Raw genomic sequence first — 18893 nt, 5'->3', positions numbered from 1 at the left:
GCATTTCTAAAATAAATCAGCCAAATCATGGAATTAGCCAAGTCTTTCGAGCCTGCCGACATTGAACAATTCTGGCGTACCGAGTGGGAACAGCGCGGTTACTACACCGCCACCCTCGACGCCGGCAAACCTTCTTTCAGCATCCAGCTGCCGCCGCCGAACGTGACCGGCACCCTGCACATGGGCCATGCATTCAACCAGACCATCATGGACGGCCTGACCCGCTACCATCGCATGCTGGGGCATAACACCGCCTGGATCCCGGGCACCGACCACGCCGGCATCGCCACGCAGATCGTCGTCGAGCGCCAGCTGGACGCGCAGAAAATCTCGCGCCACGACCTGGGCCGCGAGAAGTTCGTGGAAAAAGTCTGGGAGTGGAAAGAGAAATCCGGCTCCACCATCACCGGCCAGATGCGCCGCCTGGGCGCCTCGCCGGACTGGAAGCGCGAATACTTCACGATGGACGAGCCGCGCTCGAAAGTCGTCACCGACGTCTTCGTCCGCCTGCACGAGCAGGGCCTGATCTACCGCGGCAAGCGCCTGGTCAACTGGGACCCGGTGCTGGGCACCGCCGTCTCCGACCTGGAAGTGGTGTCGGAAGAGGAAGACGGCTCGATGTGGTACATCAAGTACCCGCTGGCCGACGGCAGCGGTTCGCTGACCGTGGCCACCACCCGTCCCGAGACGATGCTGGGCGACGTCGCCGTGGCGGTCGATCCCACCGACGAGCGCTACCTGTCGCTGGTCGGCAAGATGCTGAAGCTGCCGCTGTCGGACCGCGAAATCCCGATCATCGCCGACTCGTATGTCGACAAGGAGTTCGGCACCGGCTGCGTCAAGATCACCCCTGCGCACGACTTCAACGACTACGCCGTCGGCCAGCGCCACAACCTGGCGATGCCGTCTATCCTGACCCTGGACGCCAAGATCGCCGACGACGCGCCGGCAGCCTACCGTGGCATGGACCGCTTCGTTGCGCGCAAGCAGATCGTCGCCGACCTGGAAGCGCAAGGCCTGCTGGAACAGGTCAAGCCGCACAAGCTGATGGTGCCGCGCGGCGACCGCACGGGCGTGGTCATCGAGCCGATGCTGACCGACCAGTGGTTCGTCGCCATGAGCAAGCCGGCGCCGGAAGGCACTTTCTTCCCGGGCAAGTCGATCGCCGAGACCGCGCTGGACAAGGTCGCCAGCGGCGAGATCAAGTTCGTGCCGGAAAACTGGAGCACCACCTACAACCAGTGGCTCAACAACATCCAGGACTGGTGCATCTCGCGCCAGCTGTGGTGGGGCCACCAGATCCCGGCATGGTACGACGACGCCGGCAACATCTTCGTCGCCAAGACCGAAGCCGAAGCGATCGCGCAAGCGGCCGCCAAGGGCAGCACCGGCCCGCTGCGCCGCGACAACGACGTGCTCGACACCTGGTTCTCGTCCGCGCTGGTGCCGTTCTCGACCCTGGGCTGGCCGGAAGAAACGCCCGACATCAAGGCCTTCCTGCCATCGTCGGTGCTGGTGACCGGCTTCGACATCATCTTCTTCTGGGTGGCGCGCATGGTCATGATGACCGCGCACTTCACCGGCCAGGTGCCGTTCAAGACCGTGTACGTGCACGGCCTGGTGCGCGACTCGCAGGGCCAGAAGATGTCCAAGTCCAAGGGCAACACGCTGGACCCGATCGACCTGATCGACGGCATCGGCATCGACGCGCTGGTGGAAAAACGCACCACCGGCCTGATGAATCCGAAAGCGGCCGAGAAGATCGCCAAGGCCACGCGCAAGGAATTCCCGGAAGGCATCGCCGCCTACGGTACCGACGCGGTGCGCTTCACGATGGCCTCGTACGCCTCGCTGGGCCGCAACATCAACTTCGACCTGGGCCGCGCCGAAGGCTATCGCAACTTCTGCAACAAGCTGTGGAACGCCACCCGCTTCGTGCTGATGAACACCGAAGGCAAGGATTGCTCCGCGAATGAGGCGGACCTGTCGAACGCCGACAAGTGGATCATCTCGCTGCTGCAGAAGGCCGAGCTGGACGTGGCCAAGGGCTTCGAGGACTACCGCTTCGACAACATCGCCTCGACCATCTACAAATTCGTCTGGGACGAGTACTGCGACTGGTACCTGGAAGTGGCCAAGGTGCAGGTACAGAGCGGCACCGAAGGCCAGCAACGCGCCACCCGCCACACCTTGCTGCGCGTGCTGGAAGTGGTGCTGCGCCTGGCGCATCCGGTCATTCCGTTCGTCACCGAGGCGCTGTGGCAAGCCGTCGCGCCGCTGGCCGGCAAGACGGGCGACTCGATCATGATGCAGCCGTACCCGATCGCCAACACCGCCAACATCAATGAATCGGCCGAAGCCTGGATGCAGCAGCTGAAGTCGCTGACCGACGCCACCCGCAACCTGCGTGGCGAAATGCAGCTGGCGCCGTCGCTGCGCGTGCCGCTGATCGTCGAGCCGGGCAATGCGGCCGACAAGGCGGCGATGGAATTGTTCGCGCCGTACATCCAGTCGCTGGGCAAGCTGGCCGAGGTGCAGATCGTCGACGCGCTGCCGGAATCGCCGGCCGCCGTGTCCATCGTCGGCACGACCAAGCTGATGCTGAAGGTGGAGATCGACGTCAAGGCCGAGCGCGAGCGCCTTGCCAAGGAGATCGCCCGCGTCGAAGGCGAGATCAACAAGGCCAACGGCAAGCTGTCGAACGAAAGCTTCGTCGCCCGCGCGCCAGCCGAAGTGGTGGCGCAAGAGAAGGAACGCGTTGCCAACTTCTCCGCCACGCTGGACAAGATGCGCGAGCAGTTCGCCAAGCTGCCAGCCGCCTGACAAGTTCCGCTGCAAAGCAAAAGCCGCCCGGCGCAAGCCGCGCGGCTTTTTTTTGGCTAGCGGTCGATACGGGTCGTCATCAGGATCGACGTCGTGGTCCGCTCCACCCCATCCAGCGCACCGATCCGGTCGACCACGCCATCCAGCTCCTCCACCGAACCGGCTTCAACGCCGGCGATGAAATCGTAGATCCCATTCACCGAATGCAGCGTGCGCACATGGGCAATCCGGCGCAGCGCGCTTTCTATGCCGGGCGTCAGTTTCGGCATGGCCGTGATCATCACCAGCGCGCGTACCAGTCCCGCGCGATAGTCCGCGCTGGTGCGCACCGTATAACCGATCACAACACCTGAACGCTGCAGGCGGTCGATGCGGCTTTGCACCGTCGTGCGCGACAGCCCCAGCTTGCGTGCCAGCTCGGTCGTCGCGGCGCGCGCGTTTTCGCGCAATAGGGCCAGCAGTTGCTGATCGATGTCGTCCATTTTTTCCTTTTGCCGATACCTTCGTCATTTTGCTCAGTATTTTCATGCAATTCGTCGGCCTGTGCAATGCAATTTGCCGACGCCGTCCGCACAATGGAATCCCTGTGTTTTTGGAGAGATTTGATGCGCGACGTGATCATTATCGGCGGCGGCCACAACGGCCTTGTATGTGCTCACTATCTGGCAAAAGCCGGCCTGAAGGTCACCGTGCTGGAGCGGCGCCCCGTGGTCGGCGGCGCGGCGGTGACCGAGGAATTCCACCCGGGATTTCGCAATTCGGTGGCCGCGTACACGGTGTCGCTGCTCAATCCCAAGGTGATCCACGACATGGAACTTGCCAGGCACGGATTGCAGGTCGTCGAGCGCCCGCTATCGAACTTCCTTCCGCTGGATGACGGCCGCTACCTGAAGATCGGCCCCGGCAAGACCGCCGCCGAAGTGGCGAAATTCTCCCGACGCGACGCCGACCGCCTGCAAGCGTATGGCGAACATCTGGAGGCCGCGGCCGAACTGCTGCGCGACACGGTGCTGCAGACGCCGCCCAACCTGGTCCAGGGCAACTGGCTCAGCGCCCTGCCCGAACTGATCAAGGCCGGCAGCCTGGGCAACCGCATGCGCAAGCTGCCGCTCGCCACCCAGCGCGAACTGCTCGACCTGTTCACCAAATCGGCCGGCGACTACCTGGACGGCTGGTTCGAAAGCGCGCCGATCAAGGCCGCCTACGGCTTCGACAGCATCGTCGGCAACTACGCCAGTCCGTACACGCCGGGCTCCGCCTATGTGCTGCTGCATCATGTGTTCGGCGAGGTGAACGGGAAAAAAGGCGCCTGGGGCCATGCCATCGGCGGCATGGGCGCCATCACGCAGGCGATGGCCAGGTCGACCGAGGCGCTCGGGGTCGAGATCCGCGCCGGCTGCGGCGTGCGGGAGGTGCTGCTGGATAAGGGCAGCGCGGTCGGCGTCGTCACCTCGAAAGGCGAGCGGCTCGATGCGCGGGTGGTGGTGTCCAACCTTAATCCGCGCCTGCTGTACACGACGCTGGTCGACGCGGCCGCCCTGCCCGGCGATTTCCTGCGCCGCATGGAGGGCTGGCGCTGCGGCTCGGGCACCTTCCGCATGAACGTCGCGCTGTCGGAGCTGCCGGACTTCAGCTGCCTGCCCGGCAAGACGATGGCCGAGCATCACGGCAGCGGCATCATCATCGCGCCCAGCCTCGGCTACATGGAGCGCGCCTACCATGACGCCCGCGCGCTCGGCTGGGCGCGCAAGCCGATCGTCGAAGTGCTGATTCCTTCCACGCTGGACCCCACGCTGGCGCCGTCCGGCCAACATGTCGCCAGCCTGTTCTGCCAGCACGTCGCGCCGCAGTTGCCCGACGGCGCCAGCTGGGACGAGCATCGCGACACCGTCGCCGACCTGATGATAGACACCGTCAACGCCTACGCCCCCAATTTCAAGGGCTCGGTGCTGGGCCGGCAGATCATGAGCCCGCTCGACCTGGAGCGCACCTTCGGGCTGGTCGGCGGCGACATCTTCCACGGCGCACTGGGACTGGACCAGCTGTTCTCTGCGCGACCGATGCTGGGCCATGCGGACTATCGCGGCCCGATCGCCGGACTGTACACCTGCGGCGCCGGCACCCATCCCGGCGGCGGCGTGACCGGAGCGCCGGGGCACAACGCCGCGCACGAAGTGCTGCGCGACTTCAAGTTGAAGAAGTATGCGTGATTATTCTGCCAGCAGCGCGGCGTAGCGTTCGATGTCGACGTTGCCGCCGCTGATGATCACGCCGATCCGCTTGCCTTGCAACTTGTCCTTCATCGCCCGCGCGGCGGCGAAGCCCAGGCAACCGGTCGGCTCCACCACCATCTTCATGCGCGCCGCGAAGAAGCGCATCTCGGCGCGCAACTGCTCGTCGCTCACCGTCAGGATATCGTCCACGTCGCGCTGGATGATCGGGAAGGTCAGGTTGCCCAGGTGCTGAGTCTGCGCGCCGTCCGCGATGGTCTTCGGCGTGTCGATATGCACGATGCGGCCGCTGCGGAACGACTGCTGGCCGTCGTTGCCCGCTTCCGGCTCCACGCCATAGATTTTGGTCGACGGCGAAATCGCCCGCGTCGCCAACGCCGAGCCGCTCAGCAGGCCGCCACCGCCCAGGCAAACGAACAGCGCATCCAGGTGCCCGACTTCCTCCAGCAATTCCTTGGCCGCCGTGCCCTGCCCCGCGATCACGTCCGGATGGTCGTACGGCGGGATCAGGGTCAGGCCATGCTTCTGCGCCAGGTCGCGGCCGATCTGTTCGCGGTCCTCGGTGTAGCGGTCGTAGGTCACCACTTGCGCGCCATAGCCGCGCGTGGCGGCGATCTTCGACGCCGGCGCATCGAGCGGCATGACGATGGTGGCCGGAATGCCCATCAGCCTGGCCGACAGCGCGATCGCCTGCGCGTGATTGCCCGACGAGAAGGCCACCACGCCGGCCTTGCGCTGCGCCGCGTCGAACTTCGCCAGCGCGTTGTAGCCGCCGCGGAATTTGAACGCGCCCATGCGCTGCAGGTTCTCGCACTTGAAGAACACTTCGGCGCCCAGTTCCTCGTTGGCGGTGCGCGAGGTGGCCACCGGCGTGCGGTGCGCGTGGCCGGCGATGCGTTCCGACGCGGCGACCACATCGGCGTAAGTTGGCAGTTTCAGTTCGCTCATGATGCTCCTATGGATGAATTAGCGCGCGTCGTTGTAGACGGTCGCGCGGGATACGTTGAGGTAGGCGGCCACGATCTCCATCGCGCGCCGCACGTCGCTCAGGCCGGCGTCTTTCAGTTCGCGCATCAGGGCCTTGCGCTCGTCGGCCTTCAGCGCGCGCGGCGTCGAGCCCAGGCGCGCCGCGAACTGGTCGATGCGGATGCGGATGGCATCGGCGCCGGTCGGCTCCATCGTCTCGCTGACGGCCGCTTCCGCGTTGACGCTGCTGAATTGCGTCAGCAAGGTGTTCAGGCTGCGGAACACGGTCAGGTCCACATTCATGCACAGCGCGGCGATGTAGCGGCCCTCGCTGTCCTTGATGCCGACCGACGTGCTTTTCGCCAGCCGGCCGTCGGGAAAGGTGTTCGGATAGTTGGCGATCACCTGTGCGAATTCGGGATCGGCGATGCGCGCCAGCCCCAGCTTGGTGGCCGGCGCGCCGATGCTGCGCCCGGACATATTGTTGTGGATCGCCAGTATCGTGTGCTTGGGATCGAGCAGGTCGTGCAGCACCACTTCGCAGAACGGCGCCAGCGTCTGGCCCAGTCCATCGGCGACCTGCTTCATCTGTTCCAGCAGATTTTTCTGTTCGGCTGTCTTTTTCATTTGCACATATTATCTTATTTTAGACAATAAGTGTAATTTCGGCGATGTAGGATGGCGGCGCCGCATGCTGTAGGAGCGCCGCTTTTGGCCGCGTGCCGCTGCGCCGCCAGGCGTTTGCTGACATATCATCCTCTCAGCACGACTCTATCCGAGGCAGATATGCATGTGGTCGACGTGACGATGTTCTATGGCGGTGGCGGCGGCGGCATCACCACCTACCTCGACGCCAAGGCGCGCTGGCTGGCGGGCCGGGCGGACATGCGCCATACCATTGCCAGCCCCAACCTGCCGCCACACGCCGGCGCGGTCGCCCAGGCCGGCCCGCCGCACACGGTGGCGCTTCCCGGCATCGCGCTGCCCGGCTTGCACGGCTACCGCATGCCGCGCTCGGCGGAAGCGGTCACGCGGGTGTTGCTGCGGCTGCAGCCGGACCTGATCGAAACCGGCGACGCAGGTCCCTGCGGCTGGGCCGCGGTGCAAGCGGCGCGGCGGCTCGGCGTGCCGCTGGTCGGCTTCTATCATTCGGACCTGCCGCAACTGGTGCGCAAGCGCTTCGGCAGCGCCGCCGGGCGGATGGCGCAGCAATACGTGCGCCGGCTGTACCGCCATTGCGACCTGCTGCTGGCACCCAGCGCGGCCATGGTGCGGCGCCTGGCCACGCTCGGCCTGCATGCGCACCAGCAGCCGCTGGGCATCGACACCGTGATCTTCCATCCGCAACGCGCGCACGGCAACCTGCGCGCCGACCTCGGGTTGCCGGCGTCGGCCCGGCTGCTGGTGTACGCCGGCCGCTTCAACAGTACCAAAAAGCTCGACCTGCTGGATGCCGCCGTCAGGCGACTCGGCGCGCCCTACCATTTGCTGATGGTCGGCGGACGCGCGCCGCGCCGCAGCGGGCCGGTGTCGGTGCTGCCGTTCCAGACCAACCCGCGGGCGCTGGCGCGGCTGCTGGCAGGCTGCGACGCGCTGGTGCACGCCGGCGACAGCGAGACCTTCGGCCTGATCGTGCTCGAGGCGATGGCCTGCGGCCTGCCGGCCGTGGTCACCAGCGCCGGCGGCATCGGGGAACTGGTCGCTCCCGGCACCGGCGTGGTGGTCAAGCCGAACAGCGCGAGCAGTCTGGCGGAAGGCATCGCCGCGCTGTACGCCGGGGACCTGGCCTGCATGGGCGAGCGCGCCCGCCGCACGGCGTGCACGCACTACGACTGGAACCGGGTGCTGCCGCATCTGCTGGACCACTACCATGCCCTGCGCGGGCCGGGCAGCGCCAGTGTCGGCCGCTGAGCAGCCCATCCGGCGCGCGTTGTGCGTGTCGATCCATGACGTGGCGCCAGCCACGTGGCCGGACTGCCTGCGCCTGTGGCAGGCGTTGCGCGCGGTGGCGGATATTCCATTGACCTGGCTGGTGGTGCCGTGCTATCACGGCCGGCGCAGCGACCCGCTGTGCGGCGCGCGGGAATACGAGACGGCCATCGAGCAGGTGCTGGCGCAGGGCCATGAACTGGCGCTGCATGGGTACACCCACCTGGACCGGGGCTCGCCGCCGCGCAACCTGTCCGAGGCGTATTGGCGGCGCCTGTTCACGCAAGGCGAAGGCGAGTTCGCGGCGCTGAGCACGCAGCAGGCACAGCGCCGGCTGGCGCTGGGCATGGCCTATTTTTCCCGGCGCCGCTGGCCGCTGCATGGCTTCGTGGCGCCGGCCTGGCTGCTGAGCGACGGCGCCTGGGCCGCGCTGCGCGACAGCGGCTTGCTCTACACCACCACGCTGCGGCATTTTCATCTGCTGCGCGCGCGGCCGCTGGCGCTGCCCGCGACCAGCCTGATGTACTCGACCCGCAACGCCGCCGGCCGGCTCCTGTCGCGCATCGCGGTGTCGGCAGCGACGCGTCAGGCGCCGGCGCAGCTGGTGCGGTTCAGCCTGCACCCGCGCGACGCCCACCATCCGGCGCTGCTGCGCCACATGCAGCGCACGATGGCCTCGCTGCTGGCAACTCACGAGCCGCTGACCAAGGCAGACTTCGCCAACCAGGCCATTTTCGACGGCGGACTCTAATCGATCAGGCGGCTGCGCTCACGCGTCCGCCAGTTCGTATAATGAAAGTCCAAACCAAAAACAAACCCGGAGACCCCTCATGAAATTCCTCGCACTGATCATCACTGCGGCACTATCCATCGCCCCGGCCTTTGCCGACGACAGCTCGCCTGTCGGCCTGTGGAAAAACATCGACGACGTCAGCGGCAAGCCGAAGGCGCTGATCCGCATCACCGAAGGCAACGGCGTTCTGCAAGGCAAGATCGAACAGCTGTTCCGCGCCCCCGGCGAAGACCAGAATCCCAAGTGCGAGAAGTGTGACGACGCGCGCAAGAACCAGCCCATCGTCGGCATGGTCATCATGAACGGCCTGAAGAAGGATGGCGACGAATACGCCGGCGGCGAAATCCTCGACCCCGACAACGGCAAGGTCTACCGCAGCAAGATGCACCTGACCGACGGCGGCAAGAAACTCAGCGTGCGCGGCTACATCGGCGTGCCGATGCTGGGCCGCTCGCAAGTGTGGCTGCGCCAGGAATAAGCCGCCCCCCACTCTCCTGCGCCGCGCGTTCTGCGCGGCGCCGAACTCCTCTGATGTTTATTTTCCACAAAGTTTCCTAGCCTTAAAGCGCTATGCGCGCAAGCGCACATACCGGCGCCGGCGGGCATGACATCGTGAACCACTTGCCTTTCGCCAACAGCGAAGGCGGCTAGTTGGTCCACTGATTTCAGTACAAAAGGAAACATCATGAATGTCCTGCAGAGATACACCAAGACACTGTTCTATTCCGTCGGCTTCCTCGCCGCCACCTTGCTGGCAGGCTGCGGCGGCGGCGACCAGGGGCGCGATCCTATCCTCGGCGTGCCCGGCGCGACGCTGGTTTCGCTGGCCGTCACGCCCTTGGCCCCTAGCATCGCCCTCGGCACCACCCAGCAGTTCAGCGCCAGCGCAACCTTGAGCGACGGCTCCACACAGCCGGTAACCGCCACCTGGACCTCGGCCACGCCGGCCGTCGCCACCATCGGCGGCGCTACCGGACTGGCCACCAGCGTCAGCCCCGGCACCGCCATCATCAGCGCAGCCTACGGCGGCAAGACCGCGTCGGCCACGCTGACCGTCACGCCGGCCGTGCTGGTGTCCGTCACCGTCGCGCCGCAAAACCCGACCGTGCAGATTGCCGCCAGCCGTCAACTGACCGTCCTCGGCACCTATTCCGACGCCACCACCAAGGACCTGACCGGCAGCTCGACCTTCGTGTCGGCAACGCCAACCAGCGCCACCGTCAGCAACGGCGGCCTGGTCACCGGCGCCGCCCTCGGCACCTCGGTGGTCACCGCCACCAGCGGCGGCAAGAGCGCGGCCACCACCATCACCGTGCCTGGCGTAGCGCTGACCAGCATCGCCGTGACACCGCAAAACCCTAGCGTGCAGATCGGCGCCACGCGCCAGTTGGCCGTCATCGGCACCTATTCGGATGCGTCCACGCAGGACCTGACCGCCAGCTCGAGCTTCGCATCGGCAACGCCTGGCAGCGCCACCGTCAGCACCGGCGGCCTGGTCACCGGCGCCGCATCGGGCAGCTCGGTCATCACCGCCACCATCAACGGCAAGAACGCGGCCACCACCGTCACCGTGCCTGCCGTGACGCTGTCCAGCATCGCCGTTACGCCACTGACCTCCACCGTCGTGGCCGGCGGCCAGCAGCAATTCGTCGCCACCGCGACCTATTCGGATAACACCACCGCGTTTGTCACCAGCGGCGCCGCATGGACTTCGAACAGCCCGCTGATCGGCACCGTGGCCTCCACCGGCGTCGCCACCGGCGTCGCTGTCGGCACCGCCACCATCACCGCCACTGTCGGCACCAAATCGGGCAGCGCCGCGCTGACCGTTGCCGCCGTCGCGCCTCCAACGCCGCCAGTCTCGCTGTCGGTACCGCTGGGTAGCGCCGCCAATTTCGCCGTACTGGCAGGCACCTCGCTGACCAACAACTCCGGCGGCACCACGCTGATTACCGGCAACGTCGGCGCGCCGTCGCAAACCACCGACCCGACGCTGGCCGCCGGCTACACCAACTACAAGTCCGGCGCCATCCTGTCCGGCGCCATGGCCGATCTGCAAACCGCCATCAGCAACGCAAACGGCCGTACCTGCGACGTCAGCTTTGCCGGCGACATCGACCTCGGCGGCCTGACCCTGGCACCTGGCGTCTACTGCTACGCCGGCGCCATCAACATCACCGGCACGCTGACGCTGAACGGTCCCGGCGTCTACATCTTCCGCACTGCGCTGACGCTCAACTCGACCGCCAACGCGATCGTCGCCCTGAGCAACGGCGCCACCGCAGGCGATGTGAGCTGGGTGCCGGTTGGTCCGACCACCCTGGGCGCCAATGGCGTCTTCAAAGGCACGATCCTCGGCCAGTCGGCTGCGATCACGGTGGGCGACAACACCACGCTGCTCAACGGCCGTGTGCTGACCGCCGCCGCCGTCACGCTGCGCAACAACCAGATCGCCAAATAAACGCTCATCTATCGGGACATCATCATGACCATCGCCAAAAAAATCGGAACCCTGAGCGCGCTCGCCTGCGCCATGCTCACCATCCAGCTCGCGCAAGCGGAAGAGCCCTTTATCAATCCGGAATGGGCCAACAGCGCCTGGTACCTGGGCGCGGGCGTCGGCCGCTCGCGCGCCACCATCGACGAGCAGCGCCTGACGGACAGCCTGAAAGCCAACGGCGCCACGGTCACGGCGTTCAGCAAGGATGAGCGCGACACAGGCTACAAGCTGTTCGTCGGCAAGCAGCTGAACCGCTACCTGGCGCTGGAACTGGGCTACTTCGACCTGGGCAAATTCAGCTTCAACTCGACCACGTCCGGCAACGGCGTGTTCAACGGCGAGGCCGGCTTCAAGGGCGCCAACCTGGACTTGCTGGGACAGTTTCCGTTCACCGAACGGCTGTCGCTGCTGGGCCGGGTCGGCATGAACTACGCCAAGACCAGCACCCACTTCACCGGCAACCGCCTGATGGCGGTGACCGGTCCCGATCATAGCGAGCGCAAGCTCAACGCCAAGGCCGGCCTGGGCCTGGAGTACAAGCTGAGCGAAGCCCTGGCCGTGCGCGGCGAGATGGAACGTTATCGCGTCAACGACGCCGTCGGCAATCGCGGCGACGTCGACCTGCTGTCGGTCAGCCTGGTCTACAAGCTGGGCCGACCTGCGCACAGCGCGCCGGCCTATGTGCCGCCGCCGGCTGCGGAACCAGCGCCGCCGCCGGTGGTAGCGCCGGCCCCGCCTCCGCCGCCGCCAAAAGCACCGGAGCCGACATCGGAAAAAGTCTCGTTCGCCGCCGAAGCGTTGTTTGATTTCGACAAGTCGGTCGTCAAGCAGGACGGCAAGGCCGCGCTGGACGATCTGCTGCTCAAGCTGCAAGGCATGAACACCGAAGTGATGGTCACCGTCGGCCATACCGACTCGGTGGGCTCGGACGACTACAACCAGAAACTGTCGCTGCGCCGCGCCGAAGCGGTCAAGGCTTATCTGGTGTCCAAAGGCATGGACGCCGCGCGCATCTACACCGAAGGCAAGGGCGAGACCCAGCCGATGGCCGACAACAAGACGGCTGAAGGCCGCGCCAAAAACCGCCGCGTGACGGTCGAGGTGGTCGGCACGCGCACGGTCAAAAAATAAGCCGGAAGGCGGCTACTGCTGGATGCCCTTGCCTGTGGCGGTCCAGTAGATGCCGCCCATCAGGTGTCCCAGGTATTGCGGGTCGCGGTACATCTCTCCGTTGTGTCCCAACGAAGTGATGAACACGCGGCCCTTTTCGTATGTGTGGTACCACGCCACAGGGTGATCCTTGCCCATGCCGTGCGTCACCTGGCCCGGCCAGATCTTGGTCGGATCGTAGGTGCTTTCGTCGACATTCAGCACGGGATGGATCTTGATGTCACACGGATTGTCGAACACATACCATTCATCGCTCCAGACCCAGCGCGACGGCAAGCCGTAGGTCGCCGGGAATTTCCTGTCTACCACCTCGGCCACGCCGGTCTGCAGCATCGGGTGGTTGCCGACGCGGCGGCCGATCAGTTTTTCAAACCATGGCCAGGTATTGGGCGGAATGATCAGCGCGCGGTGCACCAGCATGGCGTTGCCGCCGTTGCGCATGTAGTCCTCGAATTTCTTGCGGCGCGGCTCGCTCAGTTCCTCGCCCGGCGTATTGAGGAACATGATGGCGGCGTACTGACTCAAGTCGCCGTCGAACACTTCCGGCTTGTTGGTGTAGGTCAGCTCGAAGGCATGCAGCTTGGCCAGCGTCTCCAGGCTGTCGCGCGCGATCGGGATGTACTCGTAGTGATACTTGCCCGGCATCGCCAGCACCAGCAGCTTGTACTGGTTGTCCGCATGAACCGAAGGGGCAAGCAGCAGCCCGGCGCACAGCGCCATCACTATTTTCCTCATGGCAGTCCTCATAAAAAAAGATAGCGCTAACATCTCATGGCGCATGGCAGTTGTAAAGCACTATCCACGACTTCCCGGTCCGCCACATCGGCGCCGGTCGGCAGCTGCATTACGTTTAGCTCACACAATATGATAAGGTGATTATCATATGAGTTACATGCGAGAGTGATAAAATGCACGCTCAAATAGGAGAAATATGGCAAAGTCAGCCAATAAGGCAACATCGGCACGCATGCGAAAAAAGGTCAGCAGGAACGTCAGCTCCGCGATCGCGCACGTCCACGCATCGTTCAACAATACGATCATCACGATTACGGATCTGCAAGGGAATGCGCTTTCCTGGGCAACCTCCGGCAGCGCCGGATTCAAGGGGTCGCGTAAATCGACCGCGTTCGCAGCACAGGTTGCTGCCGACGCCGCCGGAAAACTTGCTGTGGAGTTTGGCGTTCACAGTCTGCAAGTGCGCATCCAAGGTCCGGGACCTGGTCGTGAGTCGGCGGTACGCGCTTTGAACAGCCTCGGCATAAGGATCCTCGAGGTCCAGGATGTAACCCCCATGCCGCATAATGGCTGCCGCCCGCCAAAACGCCGTCGCATCTAGATATCGTTAAAGCGTTTGCCGTCAAAGCAGCACGTGACGTACTTCCCTGAAATACGTAAATATTTCTTGCTCGATTGCAGGGGAAATCATTTCCGTCGGCCGCCTGTGGTTGGGACACATGAGTTGCGGCGTGGTACCGAACAAACGGCAAATCAAGGGACGCTCGGCATACACCTCACATCCTCCACTGCCGAGATAGGGGCAACTCCAAGCGGCGAGCGCGGCTTCATGCTCCGCCGCGCTCTTTACCGGCAGCCTGGCGATCTCCACGGTGGAAATGCGTACAGGCCCGCAGCAATCATGGCAGCCCGGAACGCACTCGAACTCCGGTATCCTGCTGCGGAAGAATTTGATTTTCTGACTATGTCCACCCATACCCTAGACCGTTTCAACGAAGATCGACGCCTGGCTCGGCAAGGCAATCCGCCTGCGCCGATCGCGGAGTCCGGGGTGAATCCCGGTCCGGCAGCGCCGGCATCAAGGATTTATTTTTTTTGCGGTGGCAATCCGAGTGTATTTTTCGTACTGTAATGAACGTCATGCTGTTCAAGGTACTCGCGCATCAGTCGACGCAGGACCTGGGACGGCGTCAGATCCTGGGCCGCGCACAACTCCTCAAATGCCTTCTTCTTGGCAGGGTCGAGCAAAATAGTCATGCGGGCAGATTTGGTTTCCATTGGTCTAGATGAGAATGAGTAGTCAATTATAATTTGATTATAATTGAATTCCCTGAAAACGCTGAAAAACTATGATGCTTCTTCTTCGACTTGCTTCTTGCCAATTCGACTTTTGGTACTATAGTCGATACCAAAACTCTCCATATAGTCCCGCATAAGCTGGCGCAATACTTGTGAAGGTGTCAAATCCTGACTCGCGCACAGCCGTTCAAACGCTTGTTTCTTCACCGGGTCGACCAGCACGGTCATCCGCGCCGTTTTGCTTTCCATGATCATGTCCTAAGCTGCTGAAAATGCCGACATTATAATTGAATTAGCATTGCATTCCCCCAAATGCCCATTCGAATGATGGCGGCAAGGGCCTTGCCCGGGCAACACCGGCAGCCTGAAATCCAGGCCCTGAACAATCCTTGAACATCGAATGCCCAGTCGATCAATAGGGCATAAAGGCCGCGCCAACATCATAGTCGGCGATCGCATCAAATTCCGCGTCACTCTTGTCGTGAGCGGTTTTCAGCCTGTCGACAAAGTCTCCTAACGCGAGGCCATGCCGGAGGTCAAGTTGTTCAGCACGCTTTACCAGCGTCGGGCGATGCGTCATCTGGCCCACATCTTTCGTTGCAAGGATGATGCGATTGATGCACCCGGACGGATCGCCCCACCACAACCTCGGCCCAAAGACTTTCCGCAAGCGCGTCATCACAGGCATTAAATCATCAGTCGTACCAAATACATTCGACACAAGGACGCCATCCAGGTCCAGCACCTCGCTGCAGCGTCGATAGAAAATTTCGGTGCTGAGTTTGGGCGCCAGGCCATCCGCCACGAAACCATCATGCAAAATGACATCGACAGTATGTTGCATGCCGAACAGATAGTCCTCGGCATCGGCATGAATGATTTGGAAGCGTTCATCATCCTCAGGCAGCATGAATTGCCGCCTGAGCGCAATGACGTGCTGATCCAATTCCAGCACGGTTATGCGCGTCGCATATAAGTGGCGATAGCAGAACTTGGCCAACGAGCCGCCGCCCAAACCTATCATTAAAATATGGCGGGGTGCCGGTTTCGTCAGCAAAAAAGCCATCATGGCCCGCGTATAGCTCAACAACAATTCATCAGGTGCGGCAATGCACATGGCGCTTTGAATATAGCGCCCGTCGAAATGCAGCGTACGCATGCCGCCATGATCGAACGCGAAGGGCTTGCCTTGACTGTAGGCCAGCCGGTCCGCAAAACGATGGGAATGCATCGCGTAATCATCGTCCAAGTTCAACATTTGCTTCCAGCCACCACGAGAAATCCTCTGCAGTCCACCTGCGACGCCTTACCGGACGGAAATGTCTGCCATCCAAACCCTGACGTGCCCGCCACCTGCCAGGCCGGGGAGCATACGCAGAAAAGCATCATTTTACACCACTTTAATGATACATACATTATCATGCTATGGTAATGTATACCAACGAGCCGTCTCTCTCCCGCGCCGCGCAGACAACCGGTCAGAAAGCTGGGTCGTCAGGACCGGTAGCCCAGTTTTGACATCAATGCAGCATAAAAAACGTTTAGATAAAAATGAAAATAACTGAAAACTGCCCCACAGCTCCCAGCAGTGCCCAATGCCTCAGGTACCGGGAGACGGAGAGCGTTTGGCAAGTCAGGCCCCTTACCGTCAGGGAGTACGGCAAGCGAATGCTAAAGACGAGTTGTGAATATCTCTGCGAAGAACGCCGATGCAAAATCGTCGGTTCAATCAGCTGATTCCAGACACATGCATTCATTGACCGCAGTGCCAGTTTATGAATGCCAAGCTTGGCGCATTGACTGGAAAATCGAAACACGCACAGTATCAATTCCCATTGACAGCGACCGTAAAAATTAACCACGTCTTGAAAAATGTTATACCGACAAACGCGACAATCCTGTTCATCGCCTTTTTTTGAGTTACAGGTCAACGCCATTCTCAAGAGATTTGTGGTTCGGTCTCTTTTAGTTTCCCCCTCGCCACGTTTAATACGAAGTTTGGGATTTTATATTACCTCCACTTTGCTCACCGAAAAACTTCCGCCCCGCCATGACTGCGTGATGATGCTTTTGGGGAAACTATCGGATTTACTTCTTCTCTCGCTCTCCGATAAACCAATTCTTCACAAGAAACAAAGTTCACTGGCGCTGATGTTCGACGCTTTTTCAATTCAGAGCGAAATGAATCTGGACGAACCGGATGATCTGGTTTTGGCTTACACACAATCCATGATGGGCTTTCTTTTATTTAAACGAAATCCAAATAAAATCGGCATGATAGGCTTGGGCGGAGGTTCTTTGGCAAAATTTTGCTATCGCCATCTCCCCGAGTCCGCCATTGCGGTCGCGGAGATTGACCGACAGGTGATTGATTTGCGCGACCAATTCTTCGTCCCGGAAGATGATGAGCGATTTAATGTGGCTTGCATGGATGGCGCAGAATTCGTCCGACACGCGGACGCAGAATTTGATGTATTGCTAGTTGATGGCTTTGATAACAACGGCCAACCGCCCCAACTATGTAGCCAACAATTTTATCAGGACTGCTATAAGGCTTTGACCCCAAATGGCGTGATGGTGGTCAATCTGCTTGGCGGCGATTTGTGGCAGACAAATATTTATATAAATCGCATGCGGAATAGTTTTGGTGGTTCGGTCATTATGATCAATGCGCTGGACTCCTTAAATATGATCGCCTTCGCGGCCAAAGGCGACGCGATGAATCTGGACAGGGAAATACTGCAAAGACGAATGATGCGGTTGACGATGTTGCACCCGGTAATACTACGTGCGACGGCTCAACGCATCCTGGCTGCACAGAAGGCAATCAATGTCCGCCGAAAAAATATTTTGGTTGGGTAGCTTGGATTGAAAATTACGCGCCTCTACATCTTGCGGCCATCGAGATCGTGCGCAGTCAACTGCGGCTGGCGGCCTCGCGCTGGATCTTGCTGATGTGACGGTCCAGGCTGTTGGCGAAGGCCTGGCGGTCGCCCTGGCTGAAGGCGGCCGGGCCGCCGGTGTCGACGCCGCTGCCACGCAGTTCGTCCATGAAGGCGCGCATCGTCAGCATCTGCGCGATGTTGTCGTTGGTGTAGAACTCGCCGCGCGGGTTGAGCGCGTAGCCGCCCTTCTTCAGCACGTCCGACGCCAGCGGGATGTCGCCGGTGACGACCAGGTCGCCCGGCGCCAGCAGGCGCACGATTTCCTGGTCCGCCACATCGGCACCGGACGGCACCTGCACCGAGCGGATAAAGCGCGACGGCGGCACCCGCAGCAGCTGGTTGGCCACCAGCGTGACCTGCATCTGCGTGCGGTCGGCCACGCGGTAGAGGATGTCCTTGATGACCGCCGGGCAGGCGTCGGCGTCGACCCAGATCTGCATCACAGGTCCCACAGTTCGCCATTGGGATTGGTGCGCGGCGCGGCGACGCCGAAGTGCGTGTAGGCGGCCGGGGTGGCGACGCGGCCGCGCGGCGTGCGCTGCAAAAAGCCTTGCTGGATCAAATAGGGTTCCAGCACGTCCTCGATGGTGTCGGCCGCTTCGCCGATGGCGGCCGCCAGGTTGCCGATGCCGACCGGGCCGCCGCCAAACTTGAACAGCACCGCTTCGAGCAGCTTGCGGTCCATGACGTCGAAGCCGACGGTGTCGACGTCGAGCATGACCAGCGCGGCGTCGGCGGTGGCCTTGGTGATGTCGCCGTTGCTCTTGACTTCGGCGTAGTCGCGCACGCGGCGCAGCAGGCGGTTGGCGATACGCGGCGTGCCGCGCGCGCGGCGGGCGATTTCCACCGCGCCGTCCGGGGCGATGTTGGCCTTCAGCAGCGCGGCGCTGCGGGTGACGATCTTGGTCAGTTCCTCGGTATTGTAGAACTCCAGCCGGGCCACAATGCCGAAGCGGTCGCGCAACGGGTTGGTCAGCATGCCGGCGCGCGTGGTGGCGCCCACCAGCGTGAACGGCTGCAGGTCCAGCTTGACGGAACGGGCCGCCGGGCCTTCGCCGATCATGATGTCGATCTGGTAGTCTTCCAGCGCCGGGTACAGGATTTCCTCGACCACCGGCGACAGGCGGTGGATTTCGTCGATGAACAGGACGTCGTTCGCTTCCAGGTTGGTCAGGATGGCGGCCAGGTCGCCCGGACGCTCCAGCACCGGGCCGGAAGTCTGGCGCAGGTTGACGCCCATCTCGCGCGCGATGATGTTGGCCAGCGTGGTCTTGCCCAGGCCCGGCGGGCCGAACAGCAGCGTGTGATCAAGCGCTTCCTTGCGGTTGCGGGCGGCGGCGATGAAGATTTCCAGCTGGTCGCGGATCTTGGACTGCCCGACATATTCATCGAGATGCTTGGGGCGCAAGGCGCGCTCGATCGCCTCCTCGTTCGGCGACGAAGGCGCCGCGTCGATGATGCGCTGTTCGGTGAAGCTGTCGGTCTGGATGCTCATGTTGTAT

The 18893-nt window shown here is 62.6% G+C and carries 19 protein-coding genes; 9 read left to right on the top strand and 10 right to left on the bottom strand.

What is annotated here, in order from left to right:
- The first annotated feature begins 27 nt into the window (after window positions 1-27).
- Window positions 28-2823, top strand: a complete 2796-nt coding sequence (locus ACSQ3S_RS06200; RefSeq protein WP_436141874.1) for a valine--tRNA ligase — start codon at window positions 28-30, stop codon at window positions 2821-2823.
- Between the two features lie 56 nt (window positions 2824-2879).
- On the opposite strand, the gene ACSQ3S_RS06195 is transcribed toward ACSQ3S_RS06200, so the two are convergent.
- The gene (locus tag ACSQ3S_RS06195; protein WP_176654772.1) at window positions 2880-3305 is read right to left on the bottom strand and encodes an Lrp/AsnC family transcriptional regulator; all 426 of its coding nucleotides are present in this window, start codon (window positions 3303-3305) and stop codon (window positions 2880-2882) included.
- 123 nt (window positions 3306-3428) lie between these two features.
- On the opposite strand from ACSQ3S_RS06195, the gene ACSQ3S_RS06190 reads away from it, so the two are divergent.
- Entirely contained in the window at window positions 3429-5033 is a 1605-nt protein-coding gene (locus ACSQ3S_RS06190; protein WP_436141873.1) for a phytoene desaturase family protein, read from the top strand.
- Here the strand turns inward: ACSQ3S_RS06190 and ACSQ3S_RS06185 are convergent, their stop codons facing one another.
- Together ACSQ3S_RS06185 and ACSQ3S_RS06180 are read right to left on the bottom strand one after the other, a co-directional pair.
- A complete protein-coding gene (locus ACSQ3S_RS06185; protein WP_436141872.1) occupies window positions 5034-6002 on the bottom strand; it encodes a threo-3-hydroxy-L-aspartate ammonia-lyase in 969 nt (322 codons plus the stop codon).
- 18 nt (window positions 6003-6020) lie between these two features.
- Window positions 6021-6647, bottom strand: coding sequence for a helix-turn-helix transcriptional regulator (locus ACSQ3S_RS06180; RefSeq protein WP_176654775.1), 627 nt, complete (start codon window positions 6645-6647; stop codon window positions 6021-6023).
- A gap of 159 nt (window positions 6648-6806) precedes the next feature.
- Here ACSQ3S_RS06180 and ACSQ3S_RS06175 point away from each other — a divergent pair, with 159 nt between their 5' ends.
- The 5 genes from ACSQ3S_RS06175 (at window position 6807) to ACSQ3S_RS06155 (ending at window position 12373) form a co-directional block, all read left to right on the top strand.
- Window positions 6807-7931, top strand: coding sequence for a glycosyltransferase (locus tag ACSQ3S_RS06175; RefSeq protein WP_436141871.1), 1125 nt, complete (start codon window positions 6807-6809; stop codon window positions 7929-7931).
- Window positions 7918-8700: a DUF2334 domain-containing protein gene (locus ACSQ3S_RS06170; RefSeq protein ID WP_436141870.1), complete on the top strand. Its 783-nt coding sequence runs from the start codon at window positions 7918-7920 to the stop codon at window positions 8698-8700. The genes ACSQ3S_RS06175 and ACSQ3S_RS06170 overlap by 14 nt, the downstream gene beginning before the upstream one ends.
- 79 nt (window positions 8701-8779) lie before the next feature.
- Window positions 8780-9220: a DUF2147 domain-containing protein gene (locus ACSQ3S_RS06165; RefSeq protein WP_176654777.1), complete on the top strand. Its 441-nt coding sequence runs from the start codon at window positions 8780-8782 to the stop codon at window positions 9218-9220.
- A 207-nt stretch (window positions 9221-9427) separates the two neighbouring features.
- The gene (locus ACSQ3S_RS06160) at window positions 9428-11203 is read left to right on the top strand and encodes an Ig-like domain-containing protein (protein WP_436141869.1); all 1776 of its coding nucleotides are present in this window, start codon (window positions 9428-9430) and stop codon (window positions 11201-11203) included.
- A 24-nt stretch (window positions 11204-11227) separates the two neighbouring features.
- Entirely contained in the window at window positions 11228-12373 is a 1146-nt protein-coding gene (locus ACSQ3S_RS06155; protein ID WP_436141868.1) for an OmpA family protein, read from the top strand.
- A 12-nt stretch (window positions 12374-12385) separates the two neighbouring features.
- Here the strand turns inward: ACSQ3S_RS06155 and ACSQ3S_RS06150 are convergent, their stop codons facing one another.
- On the bottom strand, window positions 12386-13147 hold the full coding sequence (locus ACSQ3S_RS06150) for a ThuA domain-containing protein (RefSeq protein WP_436141867.1): 762 nt from the start codon (window positions 13145-13147) through the stop codon (window positions 12386-12388).
- Between the two features lie 196 nt (window positions 13148-13343).
- On the opposite strand from ACSQ3S_RS06150, the gene rpsK reads away from it, so the two are divergent.
- Window positions 13344-13748 (top strand): 30S ribosomal protein S11, encoded by a 405-nt coding sequence (rpsK, locus tag ACSQ3S_RS06145; RefSeq protein WP_353399487.1) that lies wholly within the window; start codon window positions 13344-13346, stop codon window positions 13746-13748.
- 21 nt (window positions 13749-13769) lie between these two features.
- Here the strand turns inward: rpsK and ACSQ3S_RS06140 are convergent, their stop codons facing one another.
- From ACSQ3S_RS06140 to ACSQ3S_RS06125, 4 genes are all read right to left on the bottom strand, one after another.
- Window positions 13770-14123: a YkgJ family cysteine cluster protein gene (locus ACSQ3S_RS06140; RefSeq protein ID WP_436141866.1), complete on the bottom strand. Its 354-nt coding sequence runs from the start codon at window positions 14121-14123 to the stop codon at window positions 13770-13772.
- A 110-nt stretch (window positions 14124-14233) separates the two neighbouring features.
- Window positions 14234-14425, bottom strand: a complete 192-nt coding sequence (locus ACSQ3S_RS06135; RefSeq protein WP_353399481.1) for a ribbon-helix-helix protein, CopG family — start codon at window positions 14423-14425, stop codon at window positions 14234-14236.
- Between the two features lie 69 nt (window positions 14426-14494).
- A complete protein-coding gene (locus tag ACSQ3S_RS06130; protein ID WP_353399478.1) occupies window positions 14495-14695 on the bottom strand; it encodes a CopG family transcriptional regulator in 201 nt (66 codons plus the stop codon).
- 163 nt (window positions 14696-14858) lie between these two features.
- The gene (locus ACSQ3S_RS06125) at window positions 14859-15704 is read right to left on the bottom strand and encodes a transferase spermidine synthase (RefSeq protein WP_353399475.1); all 846 of its coding nucleotides are present in this window, start codon (window positions 15702-15704) and stop codon (window positions 14859-14861) included.
- A gap of 803 nt (window positions 15705-16507) precedes the next feature.
- Here ACSQ3S_RS06125 and ACSQ3S_RS06120 point away from each other — a divergent pair.
- Window positions 16508-17308 (top strand): fused MFS/spermidine synthase, encoded by an 801-nt coding sequence (locus tag ACSQ3S_RS06120; RefSeq protein WP_436141865.1) that lies wholly within the window; start codon window positions 16508-16510, stop codon window positions 17306-17308.
- 55 nt (window positions 17309-17363) lie between these two features.
- On the opposite strand, the gene ACSQ3S_RS06115 is transcribed toward ACSQ3S_RS06120, so the two are convergent.
- Window positions 17364-17831 (bottom strand): YaiI/YqxD family protein, encoded by a 468-nt coding sequence (locus ACSQ3S_RS06115; protein WP_353399469.1) that lies wholly within the window; start codon window positions 17829-17831, stop codon window positions 17364-17366.
- A complete protein-coding gene (gene ruvB, locus ACSQ3S_RS06110; protein ID WP_436141864.1) occupies window positions 17831-18886 on the bottom strand; it encodes a Holliday junction branch migration DNA helicase RuvB in 1056 nt (351 codons plus the stop codon). The genes ACSQ3S_RS06115 and ruvB overlap by 1 nt, the downstream gene beginning before the upstream one ends.
- Between the last annotated feature and the right edge of the window lie 7 nt (window positions 18887-18893).

It is taken from the genome of Duganella sp. LjRoot269, assembly GCF_964254095.1.
GTDB classification, from domain to species: Bacteria; Pseudomonadota; Gammaproteobacteria; order Burkholderiales; family Burkholderiaceae_D; genus Rugamonas; species Rugamonas hordei.
This window is presented reverse-complemented; position numbering and strand designations above follow the sequence as displayed.

What these genes read in the sequence shown, in the direction of transcription:
- ACSQ3S_RS06200 (WP_436141874.1), top strand. Translation starts at nt 28, where the DNA reads ATGGAATTAGCCAAGTCTTTCGAGCCTGCCGACATTGAACAATTCTGG.
- ACSQ3S_RS06195 (WP_176654772.1), bottom strand. Translation starts at nt 3,305, where the DNA reads ATGGACGACATCGATCAGCAACTGCTGGCCCTATTGCGCGAAAACGCG.
- ACSQ3S_RS06190 (WP_436141873.1), top strand. Translation starts at nt 3,429, where the DNA reads ATGCGCGACGTGATCATTATCGGCGGCGGCCACAACGGCCTTGTATGT.
- ACSQ3S_RS06185 (WP_436141872.1), bottom strand. Translation starts at nt 6,002, where the DNA reads ATGAGCGAACTGAAACTGCCAACTTACGCCGATGTGGTCGCCGCGTCG.
- ACSQ3S_RS06180 (WP_176654775.1), bottom strand. Translation starts at nt 6,647, where the DNA reads ATGAAAAAGACAGCCGAACAGAAAAATCTGCTGGAACAGATGAAGCAG.
- ACSQ3S_RS06175 (WP_436141871.1), top strand. Translation starts at nt 6,807, where the DNA reads ATGCATGTGGTCGACGTGACGATGTTCTATGGCGGTGGCGGCGGCGGC.
- ACSQ3S_RS06165 (WP_176654777.1), top strand. Translation starts at nt 8,780, where the DNA reads ATGAAATTCCTCGCACTGATCATCACTGCGGCACTATCCATCGCCCCG.
- ACSQ3S_RS06160 (WP_436141869.1), top strand. Translation starts at nt 9,428, where the DNA reads ATGAATGTCCTGCAGAGATACACCAAGACACTGTTCTATTCCGTCGGC.
- ACSQ3S_RS06155 (WP_436141868.1), top strand. Translation starts at nt 11,228, where the DNA reads ATGACCATCGCCAAAAAAATCGGAACCCTGAGCGCGCTCGCCTGCGCC.
- ACSQ3S_RS06150 (WP_436141867.1), bottom strand. Translation starts at nt 13,147, where the DNA reads ATGAGGAAAATAGTGATGGCGCTGTGCGCCGGGCTGCTGCTTGCCCCT.
- rpsK (WP_353399487.1), top strand. Translation starts at nt 13,344, where the DNA reads ATGGCAAAGTCAGCCAATAAGGCAACATCGGCACGCATGCGAAAAAAG.
- ACSQ3S_RS06140 (WP_436141866.1), bottom strand. Translation starts at nt 14,123, where the DNA reads ATGGGTGGACATAGTCAGAAAATCAAATTCTTCCGCAGCAGGATACCG.
- ACSQ3S_RS06135 (WP_353399481.1), bottom strand. Translation starts at nt 14,425, where the DNA reads ATGGAAACCAAATCTGCCCGCATGACTATTTTGCTCGACCCTGCCAAG.
- ACSQ3S_RS06130 (WP_353399478.1), bottom strand. Translation starts at nt 14,695, where the DNA reads ATGGAAAGCAAAACGGCGCGGATGACCGTGCTGGTCGACCCGGTGAAG.
- ACSQ3S_RS06125 (WP_353399475.1), bottom strand. Translation starts at nt 15,704, where the DNA reads ATGTTGAACTTGGACGATGATTACGCGATGCATTCCCATCGTTTTGCG.
- ACSQ3S_RS06120 (WP_436141865.1), top strand. Translation starts at nt 16,508, where the DNA reads ATGATGCTTTTGGGGAAACTATCGGATTTACTTCTTCTCTCGCTCTCC.
- ACSQ3S_RS06115 (WP_353399469.1), bottom strand. Translation starts at nt 17,831, where the DNA reads ATGCAGATCTGGGTCGACGCCGACGCCTGCCCGGCGGTCATCAAGGAC.
- ruvB (WP_436141864.1), bottom strand. Translation starts at nt 18,886, where the DNA reads ATGAGCATCCAGACCGACAGCTTCACCGAACAGCGCATCATCGACGCG.